Origin of the sequence: Pseudothauera nasutitermitis (genome assembly GCF_004801295.1) — a bacterium.
Classification (GTDB): Bacteria; Pseudomonadota; Gammaproteobacteria; order Burkholderiales; family Rhodocyclaceae; genus Pseudothauera; species Pseudothauera nasutitermitis.
Genome location: NZ_SSOC01000001.1, coordinates 325,181 through 340,187 on the forward strand (window position 1 = coordinate 325,181; position 15,007 = coordinate 340,187).

The 15,007-nt window shown below is 68.5% G+C and carries 12 protein-coding genes; 9 read left to right on the top strand and 3 right to left on the bottom strand.

All coding sequences use genetic code 11. The features are described 5' to 3' along the window. Nucleotides 1-13 precede the first annotated feature (13 nt). Both E6C76_RS01560 and E6C76_RS01565 read left to right on the top strand, forming a co-directional pair. Nucleotides 14-1,078, top strand: a complete 1,065-nt coding sequence (locus E6C76_RS01560) for an alpha/beta fold hydrolase (protein ID WP_136346510.1) — start codon at nucleotides 14-16, stop codon at nucleotides 1,076-1,078. Then, nucleotides 1,075-1,857: an alpha/beta fold hydrolase gene (locus E6C76_RS01565; protein WP_230976124.1), complete on the top strand. Its 783-nt coding sequence runs from the start codon at nucleotides 1,075-1,077 to the stop codon at nucleotides 1,855-1,857. The genes E6C76_RS01560 and E6C76_RS01565 overlap by 4 nt, the downstream gene beginning before the upstream one ends. Before the next feature lie 19 nt (nucleotides 1,858-1,876). Here E6C76_RS01565 and msrB read toward each other — a convergent pair whose 3' ends face one another. From msrB to ppsR, 3 genes are read right to left on the bottom strand one after another with little or no spacing between them, the layout of a single operon-like run. Then, complete coding sequence (gene msrB, locus E6C76_RS01570) at nucleotides 1,877-2,290, bottom strand: peptide-methionine (R)-S-oxide reductase MsrB (RefSeq protein ID WP_136346511.1); 414 nt, start codon at nucleotides 2,288-2,290, stop codon at nucleotides 1,877-1,879. Between the two features lie 31 nt (nucleotides 2,291-2,321). Then, nucleotides 2,322-3,491 (bottom strand): DUF2863 family protein, encoded by a 1,170-nt coding sequence (locus tag E6C76_RS01575; protein ID WP_136346512.1) that lies wholly within the window; start codon nucleotides 3,489-3,491, stop codon nucleotides 2,322-2,324. 30 nt (nucleotides 3,492-3,521) lie between these two features. Continuing rightward, nucleotides 3,522-4,355, bottom strand: coding sequence for a posphoenolpyruvate synthetase regulatory kinase/phosphorylase PpsR (gene ppsR, locus E6C76_RS01580; protein WP_136346513.1), 834 nt, complete (start codon nucleotides 4,353-4,355; stop codon nucleotides 3,522-3,524). A gap of 124 nt (nucleotides 4,356-4,479) precedes the next feature. Here ppsR and ppsA point away from each other — a divergent pair, with 124 nt between their 5' ends. The 7 genes from ppsA (at nucleotide 4,480) to E6C76_RS01615 (ending at nucleotide 14,992) form a co-directional block, all read left to right on the top strand. Further along, the gene (gene ppsA / locus E6C76_RS01585; RefSeq protein ID WP_136346514.1) at nucleotides 4,480-6,846 is read left to right on the top strand and encodes a phosphoenolpyruvate synthase; all 2,367 of its coding nucleotides are present in this window, start codon (nucleotides 4,480-4,482) and stop codon (nucleotides 6,844-6,846) included. Between the two features lie 321 nt (nucleotides 6,847-7,167). After that, nucleotides 7,168-8,106: a M23 family metallopeptidase gene (locus E6C76_RS01590; protein ID WP_230976125.1), complete on the top strand. Its 939-nt coding sequence runs from the start codon at nucleotides 7,168-7,170 to the stop codon at nucleotides 8,104-8,106. A 13-nt stretch (nucleotides 8,107-8,119) separates the two neighbouring features. Beyond that, nucleotides 8,120-8,488 carry a guided entry of tail-anchored proteins factor 1 gene (locus E6C76_RS01595; RefSeq protein ID WP_136346516.1) on the top strand — a complete coding sequence of 123 codons (369 nt, stop codon included), beginning with the start codon at nucleotides 8,120-8,122 and terminating at the stop codon, nucleotides 8,486-8,488. Between the two features lie 27 nt (nucleotides 8,489-8,515). Continuing rightward, nucleotides 8,516-8,962: a bactofilin family protein gene (locus E6C76_RS01600; RefSeq protein ID WP_136346517.1), complete on the top strand. Its 447-nt coding sequence runs from the start codon at nucleotides 8,516-8,518 to the stop codon at nucleotides 8,960-8,962. A gap of 105 nt (nucleotides 8,963-9,067) precedes the next feature. Next, complete coding sequence (gene purL, locus E6C76_RS01605) at nucleotides 9,068-13,009, top strand: phosphoribosylformylglycinamidine synthase (RefSeq protein WP_136346518.1); 3,942 nt, start codon at nucleotides 9,068-9,070, stop codon at nucleotides 13,007-13,009. A 2-nt stretch (nucleotides 13,010-13,011) separates the two neighbouring features. Continuing rightward, on the top strand, nucleotides 13,012-13,737 hold the full coding sequence (locus E6C76_RS01610) for a hypothetical protein (protein ID WP_136346519.1): 726 nt from the start codon (nucleotides 13,012-13,014) through the stop codon (nucleotides 13,735-13,737). Nucleotides 13,738-13,747: 10 nt separating this feature from the next. Next, nucleotides 13,748-14,992, top strand: a complete 1,245-nt coding sequence (locus tag E6C76_RS01615; RefSeq protein WP_136346520.1) for an Eco57I restriction-modification methylase domain-containing protein — start codon at nucleotides 13,748-13,750, stop codon at nucleotides 14,990-14,992. The last annotated feature ends 15 nt before the right edge of the window (nucleotides 14,993-15,007 follow it).

Consider the following 15,007-nt stretch of genomic DNA (forward strand, 5'->3'; position numbering starts at 1 on the left):
GGTTGATTGCCCCATGAGCCTGCTGTCCCGCATCCGCCGGTTCTTCGCACCGGCTCCGACGCCCGTGCCCACCACGGCGCCCACCCCCGTTCCCGACCCGACCGTCGTTCCCGCGCCAGCGCCCGTGCCCGAAAGCGTTCCGCAGCCGGCGCCCGTTGCCGAACCCGTTCCGGCGCCGTCTCCGCCGCCCGCCCCGGCAGCGGCTCCCGCGCGCCATGAACGCCGCGAGAGATCGGTGCTGTGCATGGGGCCGAATGGCCTGCACCGCATGGTCTATGGCGAGTGGGGCGACCCGCACAACCCGCGCGTGCTGATGTGCGTGCATGGGCTGACGCGCAACGGGCGGGATTTCGATGAACTGGCCCGCTCGCTCGCCGGCGAGTACCGCGTGGTATGCCCGGACGTGGTCGGGCGCGGCCGCAGCGACTGGCTGGAGAACAAGGACGACTACGGTTTTCCAGTCTACGTGGCAGACATGATCACGCTGATCGCGCGGCTGGACGTGGAGAGCGTGGATTGGGTGGGCACTTCGATGGGCGGGCTGATCGGCATGCTGATCGCCAGCCGTCCGTACAGCCCGATCGCCCGGCTGGTGCTCAACGACGTGGGGCCGGTGATCACCGCGTCCTCGCTGCGGCGCATCGGCCAGTACGTGGGCAACGCGCCGCGCTTTCCCTCGATGGACGAGGCGGAAGCCTACATCCGCAAGGTCAGCGCGCCCTTCGGCCCGCTCACCGACGCGCAGTGGCGCCATCTCACCGAGCATACCGTGCGCGCAGGGGAGGACGGTGCGTACGCCATGGTCTACGACCCGGGAATCGGTGACCTCTTCCGCCTGGCGCCGGTGCTGCTGGATGTGGATCTGTGGAAGGTGTACGACGCCATCCGCTGTCCCACCCTGGCCATCCGCGGCGCGCAGTCCGATCTGCTGGAGGCTTCCACGCTACAGGCGATGAGCGAGCGCGGACCGCGTGCGCGCATCGTGGAAATCGAGGGCGTGGGCCATGCTCCGGTATTGATGGACGATGCGCAGATCGCCCTGGTGAGGGATTTCCTGCTCGGCGAGGGTACGCCTTGAGCAAGGCGGAAACGCCGGGGGGCCGCTTCGTCGAGGCCGGCGGCCATCTGCTGGAGACGCGCTGGATCGGCGAGGCGCGTGCGGGCGCGCCGGTGCTGGTGTTCCTCCACGAAGGGCTGGGCTGCGTGGACATGTGGCGGGATTTTCCCGCGCGGGTGGCGGCGGCCACCGGCTGCGCGGCGCTGGTGTATTCGCGCCAGGGCTACGGGCGTTCCACCGGCGGCGAGGCGCCGCGCACGGCGGACTATCTGCACGTCGAGGCCCTGCGCGTGCTGCCCGAACTGCTCGATGCGCTGGAGATCGACGCGCCGGTGCTGGTGGGGCATTCCGACGGCGGCTCGATCGCGCTGCTGCATGCCGCCGACGCGGGCCGCACGGTACGCGGGCTGGTGGTCATGGCGCCGCACGAATTCGTCGAGGAGGAAACCCTGGCCGGCATCCGCGCGGCGCGCGCAGCCTGGGCGACGACCGATCTGCGCACGCGCCTGGGACGCTACCACGCCGACCCGGAGCGGGTGTTCCTGAGTTGGAACGATACCTGGCTGTCGGCGGAATTCCGCGCTTGGAACATCGAGGACTGCCTGCCGCGCATCGCCTGTCCGGTGCTGGCGATCCAGGGGCGCGACGACGAATACGCCACGCTGCGCCAGATCGAGGTGATCGCCGAGCGGGTGGGCGATGCAGCGTTGCTGGCGCTGGAGGATTGCGGCCATTCGCCGCAGCGCGATCAGCCGGCGGCGGTCATCGAGGCCATCGCGCGCTTCGTCGCGCGGCTGTAGTGCCGGGCGGGGCGCGGTTTCAGTCCTTGGCGGGGGCGTCGTCCGCCCGCAGGTTCAACGCGGCCGAGTTGATGCAGTAGCGCAGGCCGGTGGGCTGCGGGCCATCCTCGAACACGTGGCCGAGGTGGGCGCCGCATTGCCGGCACAGCACTTCGGTGCGTTCCATGAAGTGGCTGTGGTCCTCGGCGGTGCGCAGGTTGTCCGCCTCGGCCGCCGTCCAGAAGCTCGGCCAGCCACAGCCGGCATCGAACTTGTGTTCGGAGCGGAACAGCGGCGCGCCGCAGCACACGCAGGCATAGGTGCCTGCGTCCCAGCGGTCCCAGTATTCACCGGTGAACGGGCGCTCGGTGCCCTTCTCGCGGGTCACGCGGTATTGCTCGGGGCTGAGCCGGGCACGCCATTCGGCGTCCGGCCGGTCGGTCTCGCGGGTCATGCGCATCTCCTCGTGACGCCGGCCGCCCGCCTCAATGCAGGTGCCGGGGGATGTGCTCGGTGCCTTCCTCGGGCAGTTCGGCGTGCACCGCCTCGCCGTCGGGGGACGGGTACATCGGCGCGCCGCAGTCGTCGCAGTATTCGACCGGGAAGCCGTGTTCCAGGTTCACGATGTCGGTGACGCCGCACTCGCGCAGCACCGCGTCGATCTGCGCCACGCAGTCGGTGGTCTCGTCCTCGGCGCCGAGCAGCGGCCACACCACGCCATGCACCACCTGCTCGCTGCCCTGCACGGTGAAGCCGATGCGGTATTCCTCCAGCTCGCGCTCGTGGAAGGGCGCGATGACCGCGCGCAGGCGGGCCGCCGGGGCGTCCAGCGCGGTGCCCAGGAAGGCCACCGAGGCGCGTACCGAATAGGGGCGGCTGGCGGTGTCGGCCTGCCGGCAGGCGGCGAAGTAGGCGTCGGGCAGCACGATTTCCTGCGCGCAGCCGGGCAGCAGCGGATTCAGGCAGGCGCCGCCCTGGGCGCGCCATTGGGCCAGTGCCTGCTCGCGGTTGCCGTCGCCTTCCTGCCAGCGGAACAGGGGCTGGCCGCGCGGTACGGCCACGGCGCCCAGCAGGTAACGGGTGTCGGAGAGGAAGTACGCGGTTTCCGGTATGTCGTCGGTGGCGATGCGCAGATCGTGCCCGTCCAGCGCGGCGGCGCCCAGTTCGGCGGTGACCCGGGCGGTGGCGCAATAGCCCTGCGGCAACTGGTCGGGACTGAACAGGAAGTCGGCCAGCGCGAGGCGCACGCCGTCGGCCAGCACGTGGGCCTGCAGATGCACGCGCAGGTTGGCGAGCGCGGCGGCGGGAACGGGGCCGGCCGGGATGCGGTAGCGCGACCAGGCCAGCACCGGCGCGGCGATCAGCAGCACGTCGTGCTCGGCGGACAGCCCCGGGGCGGCCTCGGCGCGCGATTCGACGAAATCGGCGAGTTCGTCGTAGGCGCTTGGGTCGGCGCCGTACAAGTGGTCGAGCGCGTCGTTGAGCAGGTCTTCCTCGTCGTCGGCGAGCAGGGCGTCGATGCGCTCGGACAGGCGGGCGGCCCAGTAGCGGTCCTCGGTACGGCTGCCGGACTGGGCGAGGCCGGTGGCTTGCCAGATGAGCTGCTCGGCGGCGCGCGGCAGGCCGCCGCGGCGCTTCAGGCGTGTTCTTTTCATTGTGGTCGTCTCGTGTGCGGTGGTGGTGGCTCAGTAGCCCGGGCGGTTCAGGCGCACGGCCTGCAGGATCGTGGCGGAGATTTCCTCGATCGACTTGGTGGTCGAGTCCAGCCAGCGGATGTTCTCGCGGCGCATCAGCTTCTGCGCGGCATCGATTTCGTAACGGCAGTTTTCCAGCGAGGCGTAGCGGCTGTTGGGGCGGCGTTCCTGGCGGATCTGCGAGAGGCGTTCCGGGGAGATGGTCAGGCCGAACAGCTTGGCGCGGTAGTGGTGCAGTTCGCCGGGCAGCTTGTTGCGCTCGAAGTCTTCCGGAATCAGTGGATAGTTGGCCGCCTTGACGCCGAACTGCATGGCCAGATAGAGGCTGGTGGGCGTCTTGCCGGAGCGCGACACGCCGACCAGGATCACGTCGGCCTCGGCCAGTTCGCCGTCCGACGACACGCCGTCGTCGTGGGCCATGGCGAAGTTGATGGCCTCGATGCGGTTCTTGTAGTCGCTGCTGTCGGCGATGCCATGGAAACGTCCCACGGCGTGGGTGGAGCGCTGGCCCAGCTCGGTCTCCAGCGGGCCGACGAACTGCTCGAATAGGTCGATGAACAACGCGTCGGCCTGGCGCAGGCCGTCCACGGTGAGCGGATTGACCAGGGTGCTGAAGACGATCGGGCGCACGCCGTCGCGCTGCGCGGCCTCGCGGATCTGCTGGGCGCAGTCGATGGCCTTGTCCAGATCGTCGACGAAGGGGATGCGCACCTGGCGGAAGCGGACCTCGGGAAACTGCGCGAGCAGGCTGTGGCCCAGGGTTTCGGAGGTGATGCCGGTACCGTCGGAGATGAAGAAGGCGGTGCGGACGGGAAGGTTGGTCATGGTTTCCGGGCGGGGCTGCCGGGCGCCAGCGTTGCATTGGGGCAAACCCGTGCGTGCGGCACAGCAGCAAAATTCGCTAAAATTCTATTTTGCTTTCTCCCCAACAATTTCGGAAGGCCATTCCATGACTCGCTACGTCATCCCTTTCACCGAGCTGCGCATGACCGACGTGGAACAGGTCGGCGGCAAGAACGCCAGCCTGGGTGAAATGATCAGCCAGCTCCCGTCCAGCGTGCGCGTGCCGGGCGGTTTCGCCACCACCGCCGACGCGTACCGCGAGTTCCTCGCGCACGGCGGCCTGGCCGAGCGCATCAAGGCGGCGCTCGACACGCTGAACGTGGATGACGTGGATGCCCTGGCGCGCGCCGGCGCGCAGATCCGCCAGTGGATCGTCGACACACCCTTCCCGGCGCAGCTGGAAAACGAGATCCGCGCCGCCTACGAGGCCATCACCGCCGAGGGCGAGGGCAGCTTCGCGGTGCGTTCCTCGGCCACCGCCGAGGATCTGCCGGACGCCTCCTTCGCCGGCCAGCAGGAAACCTTCCTGAACATCCACGGCTTCGAGAACATCCTGCACGCGATGAAGGAAGTGTTCGCCTCGCTGTACAACGACCGCGCCATTTCCTACCGCGTGCACAAGGGCTTCGCCCATGCCGACGTGGCCCTGTCGGCCGGCGTGCAGCGCATGGTGCGCTCCGACAGCGGCGCCTCCGGGGTGATGTTCACCATCGACACCGAATCCGGCTTTTCCGACGTGGTGTTCATCACCGCCTCCTACGGCCTGGGCGAGACCGTGGTGCAGGGCGCGGTGAACCCGGACGAGTTCTACGTGCACAAGCCCACCCTGGCGCTGGGCAAGCCCGCCGTGGTGCGCCGCAACATCGGCTCCAAGCTGATCAAGATGGTGTTCGCCGACAAGGCCGTGGCCGGCAAGTCGGTGCGTACCGTGGATGTGCCGGAAACGGACCGCAACCGCTTCTCGCTGACCGACGAGGACGTGCTGGAACTCGCCCGCTACGCGGTGATCATCGAGCAGCACTACGGCCGCCCGATGGACATCGAGTGGGGCAAGGACGGCGTGGATGGCAAGCTGTACATCCTGCAGGCGCGCCCGGAAACCGTGAAGAGCCAGGACAGCGGCCTGGTGATGGAAAAGTACCGCCTCAAGCAGTACGGCAAGGCGCTCGCCCACGGCCGCGCCATCGGCCAGAAGATCGGCGCCGGCACGGTGCGCGTGGTGGCCGATGCCTCCGAGATGAACCGCGTGCAGCCGGGCGACATCCTGGTCACCGACATGACCGATCCGAACTGGGAGCCGGTGATGAAGCGCGCCGCCGCCATCGTCACCAACCGCGGCGGGCGCACCTGCCACGCGGCGATCATCGCCCGCGAGCTGGGCATTCCCGCCATCGTCGGCTGCGGCAACGCCACCGAGGTGCTGGAGGAGGGCGAATCCGTCACCGCCTCCTGCGCGGAAGGCGATACCGGCTACGTGTATCGCGGCAAGCTGGACTTCGAGGTCATCACCACCGACATGGGCAACCTGCCCGACATCCCGGTGAAGATCATGATGAACGTGGGCAATCCGGAACTCGCCTTCGAGTTCGCGCAGATCCCCAACGGCGGCGTCGGCCTGGCGCGCCTGGAGTTCGTCATCAACAACATGATCGGCATCCACCCCAAGGCCATCCTGGAACTCTCCCAGGTGCCCGCCAGCCTGCGCGATGAGATCAACCGCCGCTCGCGTGGCTACGCCACGCCCAAGCAGTTCTTCATCGAGAAACTGGTCGAGGGCGTGGCCACTATCGCCGCCGCCTTCTATCCGAAGCCGGTGATCGTGCGCATGTCGGACTTCAAGTCCAACGAATACCGCAAGCTGCTCGGCGGCGAGATCTACGAACCCGAGGAAGAGAACCCCATGCTGGGCTTCCGCGGCGCCTCGCGCTACATCGCCCACAGCTTCCGCGACTGCTTCGAGCTCGAAGTGGCGGCGATGAAGAAGGTGCGCAACGAACTGGGCCTGACCAACGTGCAGATCATGATCCCCTTCGTGCGCAACTTGGAAGAGGCTGCCGGCGTGGTGGACCTGCTCGCCGAGCACGGCCTGAAGCGCGGCGAGAACGACCTCAAGCTGGTGATGATGTGCGAGATCCCGTCCAACGCGCTGCTGGCGGATCGCTTCCTGGAGTATTTCGACGGCTTCTCCATCGGTTCCAACGACCTGACCCAGCTCACCCTGGGCCTGGACCGCGATTCCGGCCTGGTCGCGCACGCCTTCGACGAGCGCGATCCGGCGGTCAAGCAGCTGCTCTCGCTGGCCATCCAGAGCGCCAACCGCCTGGGCAAGTACGTGGGGATCTGCGGGCAGGGTCCGTCCGACCATGCCGACTTCGCCGAATGGCTGATGGACGAGGGCATCCAGACCATCTCGCTGAATCCCGACACGGTGGTCGATACCTGGCTCAGGCTGGCCGCGCACACCAAGCAGTAAGCGGCCTCCGGGCAGATGGGCGGCGACTTCGGTCGCCGCTTTTTCGTCTGTGCATTTGTTGACGCGAATCATTATTCAAGTGTCGAAAAGTGTTACACTCGGCGCGGTTTTTCTGTTTGAACAAATGAAATGCGTTGGAACCAAAGGCGAATCGCCGCGCAGTGGCAGGTTCGCAATGGTTCGTGACGTGTTTGCAGGAGTGAGCGGAAAGTGGGCGCCAGGCATGCCGACCGGCCGGCGGCAGTGGCGCCCGCGTGGTATTCAGGAGGTTAGCGAGTGGCGTTCGTCATTCTTTCTGCAGGAGGCCTGACGCAGGCCCGATTGCTCACTGTCAGCACCCGCAGTGTGCTGGTGTTCGGTTGCCTGCTGGCTACCGTCGCCGTCGCGGCGGGCATCGCGCTGGGCTACCGGATGGCACAGGCCCCGGTGCCGGAGGCCGAGATCGCCGTTGCGGAAACCGCCGTACCCCTGACGCTCGATCAGCCCGAGGGCCGCGCGCTGGTCGACCGGGTCGGGGAATTGTCCGGCCGCCTGATCCGCCTGGAAAGCGAGGCGGTGATGCTGGCCAAGCGCGTCGGCGTGCTGAAGGAATTCGAAGAACGCGTCGATGCCGCGGCCGGCGACAAGAAAGTGCCCGCGGCCGACACGACGGGCAAGGCCGCCGTGGCGCCTTCCGGCGGTCCGCTGGTGCCGCCGCTGGGCCAGACGATCGGCGATGCGGCCGAACAATCCGTCGAGGCCGCGCTGCGCGATGACTTCGGCACCGGCCTGAGCGAACTCGAGCGCCACCTGGATCGCATCGACGCCGCCTTCGCCCTGGTCGAGCGCGTCACCACCGAGCGCAACCTGGAGAACATGGCCTTCCCGAGCCGCATCCCGGTCGAAGGGCGGCCGATCACCTCCGGCTTCGGCAACCGCCTGGATCCATTCACCCGCCGGCTGGCGCGCCACACCGGCGTCGACTTTCCCGCGCCGCCGGGCACGCCCATCCTCGCCAGCGCGGGGGGCAAGGTGAAGTACGCGGGCTACAACCGCGATTACGGCTACATGATCGAGATCGATCACGGCAACGGCCTGATCACCCGCTACGCCCATGCCTCCCGCCTGCTGGTGAAGACCGGCGAACTGATCATGCCGCAGCAGCGCATCGCGCTGGTCGGCTCCACCGGGCGGTCCACCGGGCCGCACCTGCATTTTGAAGTGATCCGCGCGGGCAGCTACGTGGATCCTCGCCTGTACCTCGCGCGCAGCGGCTCCTGAACGAACGCGCAAGATGGGTCTGTTCAGTCGTTTTTCCACCCGGCAGCTCACCGCCACCCGCTTCCATCTGACCTCCGACCGCCGGGTGCGCAATGCCATCGTGGTGCTCCTCGTGATCGGCGTGCTGGGGGCGATCGGCGCCGCAACCGTGCATTATTTCGAAGCCCGGCTCGCGCCGGCTATCCGCGTCGCCGAACTGGAGGAAGAAAACCGCCAGTTGCGCGCCGAGGCGGACAGCGTGCGCATGGAGCTGGAGATGGAACGCGCCACCCGCGCGGAGCTGAAGCGCCAGGTGACCCAGCTCAACGAGCAGGTCAGCCAGCTCAACCATCAGCTCGGATTCTTCAATTCGCAGGCCAACGGGGCGCGCAAGCCCAACTGAGCCGGCTCACTCATCCGGAGGCACACGATGTTTCGCAGCAAGAAGCCCAGCAAGTCCATCGAGGTGACCAAGCTCTCCAGCCTGATCGCCGACAACGTCGAAATCGTCGGTGACGTGGTGTTCTCCGGCGGGCTGCGCGTGGATGGGCGCATCGAAGGCAACGTCATCAACAAGGACGGCGCGCACGGCCTGCTGGTGCTCAGCGACAAGGGCGGCATCTCCGGGCGGGTCAAGGTCTACGACGCGGTGGTCAATGGCGCCATCTCCGGTGATCTGGAAGTCGAGCATTTCCTCGAACTGCAGGCCAAGGCCAGGGTGTCCGGCAACATCCGCTACCGCCAGTTGCAGATGGAGTGCGGGGCCACCATCGAAGGCAAGCTGGAGCGCAGCGGCGAAGAGCGCGCGCGCGCCGAGGTCGACGACGCCAAGGTGGTCGAACTGGGCGCCACGCAGCAGGCCGCCGGCTCGCGCTGAGTCCGCCGCGCGGCGGCGGGGGAGCGGGCCGGGTCGGGTATAATCCCGCCTTTCGGCCCCGGCGGGCCGCCACGGCCCGCGTTCCCACCTCTCCCCGTCGCCCAAATGACCGAAATCCTCAAGCTGCGCGGTGCTCCCGCGCTGTCCGAATCCCGTCTCCAACGCCTTGCCCGTCCGCTCGCCGATGCCCTGCCTAAGTGCAAGGGGGTACGTGCCGAGCATTGGTACTTCATCGAGCTTTGCGCGCCGCTGGATGCTGCCGGGCGTGAACGCCTGATCGATCTGCTCGGCGCCCGGCCGGACAGCGCCACGCCGCCGGAAGGCCAGTTGCTGCTGGTGGTGCCGCGTCTGGGCACCATTTCGCCGTGGTCTTCCAAGGCCACCGACATCGCCCGCCAGTGCGGCTTCGAGCAGGTCGTGCGCATCGAGCGCGGGACCGCGTTCACCCTGGCGCATAAGGAGCTCGACGCCGCCCAGGGCGCCGCCGTGCTGCCGCTGCTGCACGACCGCATGACCGAATCGGTGCTGCCGGACACCGATGCCGCCGAGGCGCTGTTCTACCACTACGAACCGCAGCCGCTCACCAGCGTCGACATCCTGGCCGGCGGGCGCGCCGCGTTGGAGGCGGCCAACGGCGAACTCGGCCTGGCGCTGTCCGAGGACGAGATCGACTACCTGGTCGACAACTTCGGCCGCATGGGGCGCAACCCCACCGACGTCGAACTGATGATGTTCGCGCAGGCCAATTCCGAGCACTGCCGCCACAAGATCTTCAACGCGGACTGGGTGATCGACGGCCGGACCATGGGCAAGAGCCTGTTCGGCATGATCAAGGACACCCACAAGGCGCATCCGCAGGGCACCGTAGTAGCCTATTCGGACAACGCCTCGGTGATCGAGGGCGCGCGCATCGAGCGCTTCTACCCGGATGCCGACGGCCAGTGGCGCTACCGCGAGGAAACCACGCACATCCTCGCCAAGGTGGAAACCCACAACCACCCCACGGCGATCTCGCCCTTTCCGGGCGCGGCCACCGGCGCGGGCGGCGAAATCCGCGACGAGGGCGCCACCGGGCGTGGCTCCAAGCCCAAGGCCGGGCTGGCCGGCTTCTCGGTGTCCAACCTGGAGATCCCCGATTTCGCGCAGCCCTGGGAACGCCCCTACGGCAAGCCGGAGCGCATCGCCTCGGCGCTCGACATCATGATCGAGGGACCGATCGGCGCGGCGGCGTTCAACAACGAATTCGGCCGCCCCAACCTGGCCGGCTACTTCCGCAGCTTCGAGCAGGCCGTGCAGGGCGAGGTGCGCGGCTACCACAAGCCGATCATGATCGCCGGCGGCGTGGGCAACATCCAGGCCGAACAGGCCGAGAAGCCCACCTTCCCGCCGGGCACGCTGCTGATCCAGCTCGGCGGCCCCGGCATGCTGATCGGCCTGGGCGGCGGCGCGGCATCGAGCATGGCCACCGGCACCAACACCGCCGACCTCGATTTCGCCTCGGTGCAGCGCGGCAACCCGGAAATCCAGCGGCGCTGCCAGGAAGTCATCGACGCCTGCTGGCAGCAGGGTGCCGGCAACCCCATCATCGCCATTCACGACGTGGGCGCCGGCGGCCTGTCCAACGCCATGCCGGAACTGGCCGACCACGCCGGGCTGGGCGCCACCTTCGAACTGCGCGAGGTGCACATCGAAGAGCCGGGCATGAGCCCGCGCGAGATCTGGTCCAACGAATCCCAGGAACGCTACGTGCTGGCCGTGGCGCCGGAGAACCTGGCGCTGTTCCGCTCCTTCTGCGAGCGCGAACGCTGCCCGTTCGCCGTGCTCGGCACCGCCAGCGCCGACGGCCGCCTGGTGGTCAATGACCGCCATTTCTCTAACCGCCCGGTCGACATGGACATGCAGGTGCTGCTCGGCAAGCCGCCGAAGATGACCCGCGACGTGTCGCGCCGCGCCACCCACCTGCCGCCCTTCGACCTCACCGACATCGACGTGGGCGAGGCCTGCCGCCGCGTGCTGCGCATGCCGGCGGTGGCCAGCAAGAACTTCCTGATCACCATCGGCGACCGCTCGGTGGGCGGGCTGACCGCGCGCGACCAGATGGTCGGCCCATGGCAGGTGCCGGTGGCCGATGTCGCGGTCACCGCGATGAGCTTCCACGGCTTTGCCGGCGAGGCCTTCGCCCTGGGCGAGCGCACGCCGCTGGCCTGCGTGGACGCGCCGGCCTCCGGGCGCATGGCGGTCGGCGAGGCGATCACCAACATCGCCGCCGCCGACATCGCTGATCTGGGTCTGGTGAAACTATCCGCCAACTGGATGGCCGCCGCCGGCTTCCGCGGCGAGGACGCCAAGCTGTTCGACACCGTGCAGGCGGTCTCCGAATTCTGCGTGGCCGCCGGGCTGTCGATTCCGGTGGGCAAGGATTCCCTGTCGATGCGCACAGCCTGGCAGGAAGAGGGCGAGGACAAGCAGGTGGTGGCCCCGCTGTCGCTGATCGCCACCGCCTTCGCGCCGGTCGCCGACCTGCGCCGCACGCTCACGCCGCAGCTGCAGTTGCCCGAAGGGCAGGAAACCGAACTGCTGCTCATCGACCTGGGCAACGGGTGCAACCGCCTGGGCGGTTCGGTGCTCGCGCAGGCGTGGAATTCGGTGGGCGAACACGCCCCGGACGTCGATCCCGCACAACTGCGCGCCTTCTTCGCCGCCGTGCAGCAGCTGCGCCGCGACGATCTGCTGCTGGCCTACCACGACCGTTCCGACGGCGGCCTGTTCGCCACCGTGGCGGAAATGGCCTTCGCCGCGCACTGCGGGGTGTCGCTGATCCTGGACACGGCGAGCTACGACGAGCACATGAACGACGTGGACGGCCTGGAAAAGAAGCCGGACACCCTCAAGGGCCGCTTCATCGACAGCGCGCTGGCCGCGCTGTTCGCCGAGGAGCTCGGCGCCGTCGTGCAGATCCGCCGCACCGACCGCGAGCGCGTCACCGCCGCATTGCGCGCCGCCGGGTTGAGCTACCACTTCGTCGGCGAGCCCAACGAGCGCGACGAAATCCGCCTGTGGCGCAACGGCAAGCTGCTGTTTTCCGCGCCGCGCGCCGAACTGCTGCAGACCTGGGCGGAAACCGGCTACCGCATCGCCCGCCTGCGCGACGACGCCGACAGCGTGCAGCAGGAATTCGACGCGCTGGCCGACCCCAGCGACCCCGGCCTGTCGGTGGTCGCCAGCTTCGACGTCACCGAGGACGTCGCCGTGCCCTTCATTGCCACGGGCAGCCGGCCCAAGGTCGCCGTGCTGCGCGAGCAGGGGGTGAACTCCCAGGCCGAGATGGCCGCCGCCTTCGAGCGCGCGGGCTTCGCGCCGGTGGATGTACACATGTCCGACCTGCAGGCCGGCCGCGTGCAGTTGGCCGCCTTCCACGGCCTGGCCGCGTGCGGCGGGTTCTCCTACGGCGACGTGCTGGGCGCGGGGCAGGGCTGGGCCAAGTCCATCCTGTTCAACGAGGCGCTGCGTGCGCAGTTCGCCGCCTTCTTCCAGCGCACCGACACTTTCGCGCTGGGCGTGTGCAACGGCTGCCAGATGATGGCCCACCTGGCGCCCATCATTCCCGGCGCGCAGCACTGGCCCACCTTCCAGCGCAACCGCAGCGAGCAGTTCGAGGCGCGCTTCGTGATGGCCGAGGTGCTGGAATCGCCCTCCATCCTGCTCGCCGGCATGGCCGGCAGCCGCATGCCCATCGTGGTCAGCCACGGCGAGGGCAGGGCGGTGTTTGCCAGCGCGGCGGACCATGCGGGCGCGCTGGCCGCGCTGCGCCACGTGGACAACCACGGTGCGCCCACCGAGCGCTATCCGTTCAACCCCAACGGCTCGCCCGGCGGGCTGGCCGGGGTGACCACGGCGGACGGGCGCTTCACCATCATGATGCCGCACCCCGAGCGCACCGCGCGCAGCGTGCAGATGTCCTGGGCGCCGCGCTGGCTGGTCGAGGCCAGCCCGGACGCCTCGCCGTGGCAGCGCATGTTCCGCAACGCGCGGGTCTGGCTGGGCTGAGCATGAGCGCGCTGCGCGGGCCGCTCAGTGACCTGTCCTCGCCGGGGGCCATCCTCGGTGAGCTGGAGCACTATCTTTCTGCCGCGCTGCGCGCCGGCGACCTGCGCCTGTCCAACGCGCAGGGCGATGGGCGCAGCAACTCCAGCGAGGACGAGCGCCGCATCTCCTCGGCGCTGCGCTTCTTCGCGCACGCCAATCAGGCCTTCAAGCAGCACGGGCTGAGCATCGAGATCGCCCCGCCGCGCTGCTGGTACGACTTTCTCGTGCGCAACGAGGACGAATCGGTGTGGCTGCCGGTGAACGTCAAGGTCACTGCGATGCGCGGGCAGGACAACATCTCCTCCAAGGAAGGGCTGTTCTACGCGGTCACCGGCATCCGCCCGGAACGCATCGGGCTGAACAACTGGGAGCGCTACTGCGAGGCGGTGGCCGAGCACCTCGATCCGGACACCACGGCGGACTACTACTTCCTGGTGGTGTCCAAGAACGACGTCGGCCACGTGTTCTGGACCAGCCTCAAGCAGATCAACCGGGTGGTGCCCAACGGCAACAATCCGCCCTTCCAGTGCGCCTGGCGCGACAACCAGGTACGCGTGGAGCGCCCGCCGCGCGAGGCGGTGGCCCGTCTGCTCGGCGTGCTGGGTGAAACCTTCCGCCTGCGCGCCGAGGCCTGGCGCTACTACGGCGAAATCCTCGCGCCCCGCGTCAACGGGCTGGAAGCCGACTGAGAACGTACCGATGAGCCGCAAGCTCGACGTCGCCACGCTCGGCCAGGTGTTCACCCCGGACGACATCGTCGCCACCATGCTCGCCCTGCGCCGCAACCACGGCCGCGTGCTGGAACCCTCGGCCGGCGACGGCGCGTTCTCGCGCCATCTGCCCGGCTGCGTGGCGATCGAGATGGATGCGCGGGTGGCGCCGAAAGGGGCGAAGGTGATGGACTTCTTCGCCTACTCGCCGCGTACGCGCTTCGACACGGTGATCGGCAATCCGCCCTATGTGCGCCATCAGGACATTGCCCCGGAAACCCGCGCGCGGCTCGATTCGCAGCTGTTCGACGCGCGTTCCAACCTGTTCCTGTTCTTCATCGAGAAGAGCGTGCGCCTGCTGCGCGACGGCGGTGAACTGATCTTCATCACCCCGCGCGAGTTCATCAAGCTCACCGCCGCCGCGCGGCTCAACGACTGGCTGTTCGAGCAGGGCACCATCACCCACTGGATCGAGACCGGCGACACGCGCATCTTTGACGGCGCGGTGCCCAACTGTGCCATCTTCCGCTTCGTGCGCGGCGACTTCTCGCGCCGCACGCTGTACCGGCGCATCACCGATGCCGACTGGGACGAGCGCGAGATGGTGCACATCGACGGCCAGCTCGCCTTCACCCATGCCCACCTCACGGTGCCGCTGGCCGAGCTGTTCGACGTGCGCGTAGGCGCGGTGTCCGGCGCGGACGACCTCTTCGAGCACCGCGACGGCAACCTGGAATTCGTCTGCTCACGCACCGCCGCCACCGGCGAGACGCGGCGCATGCTCTACGACCTGCGGCACCCTTCGCTGAACAAGCACAAGAAGCGCCTGCTGGCGCGCCGCGTGCGCCACTTCGACGAGAGCAACTGGTGGAAGTGGGGGCGCGCCTACCACGACGCGTCCGGCCCGCGCATCTACGTCAATGGCAAGACGCGCCGCGCTCGGCCGTTCTTCACCCACGCGTGCACCGCCTACGATGGTTCGATCCTGGCGCTGTTTCCAAAGGTCGAGATCGACATCGCGCGTGCCATCGAACTGCTCAACGACGCGGTGCCGTGGGAGGAACTCGGCTTCGTCGTCGATGGCCGCTATCTGTTCACCCAGCGCACCCTGGCCACGCTGCGCCTGCCGGCAGTGTTCGCCGAACTCCTCGGCGCGGCACCCGCCGCCACGCCGCAGTCTGAGCAGGATCAAGTCGCGCGGGACGGCGCGGCGGCTATAATCGCCACGTCCTGAACGCCGCGCACCGCT

Bases quoted from the DNA above. Each gene is read 5' to 3' on its own strand.
- E6C76_RS01610 (WP_136346519.1), top strand. From the start codon at position 13,012: ATGAGCGCGCTGCGCGGGCCGCTCAGTGACCTGTCCTCGCCGGGGGCC.
- ppsA (WP_136346514.1), top strand. From the start codon at position 4,480: ATGACTCGCTACGTCATCCCTTTCACCGAGCTGCGCATGACCGACGTG.
- E6C76_RS01595 (WP_136346516.1), top strand. From the start codon at position 8,120: ATGGGTCTGTTCAGTCGTTTTTCCACCCGGCAGCTCACCGCCACCCGC.
- purL (WP_136346518.1), top strand. From the start codon at position 9,068: ATGACCGAAATCCTCAAGCTGCGCGGTGCTCCCGCGCTGTCCGAATCC.
- msrB (WP_136346511.1), bottom strand. From the start codon at position 2,290: ATGACCCGCGAGACCGACCGGCCGGACGCCGAATGGCGTGCCCGGCTC.
- E6C76_RS01600 (WP_136346517.1), top strand. From the start codon at position 8,516: ATGTTTCGCAGCAAGAAGCCCAGCAAGTCCATCGAGGTGACCAAGCTC.
- E6C76_RS01615 (WP_136346520.1), top strand. From the start codon at position 13,748: ATGAGCCGCAAGCTCGACGTCGCCACGCTCGGCCAGGTGTTCACCCCG.
- E6C76_RS01575 (WP_136346512.1), bottom strand. From the start codon at position 3,491: ATGAAAAGAACACGCCTGAAGCGCCGCGGCGGCCTGCCGCGCGCCGCC.
- E6C76_RS01560 (WP_136346510.1), top strand. From the start codon at position 14: ATGAGCCTGCTGTCCCGCATCCGCCGGTTCTTCGCACCGGCTCCGACG.
- ppsR (WP_136346513.1), bottom strand. From the start codon at position 4,355: ATGACCAACCTTCCCGTCCGCACCGCCTTCTTCATCTCCGACGGTACC.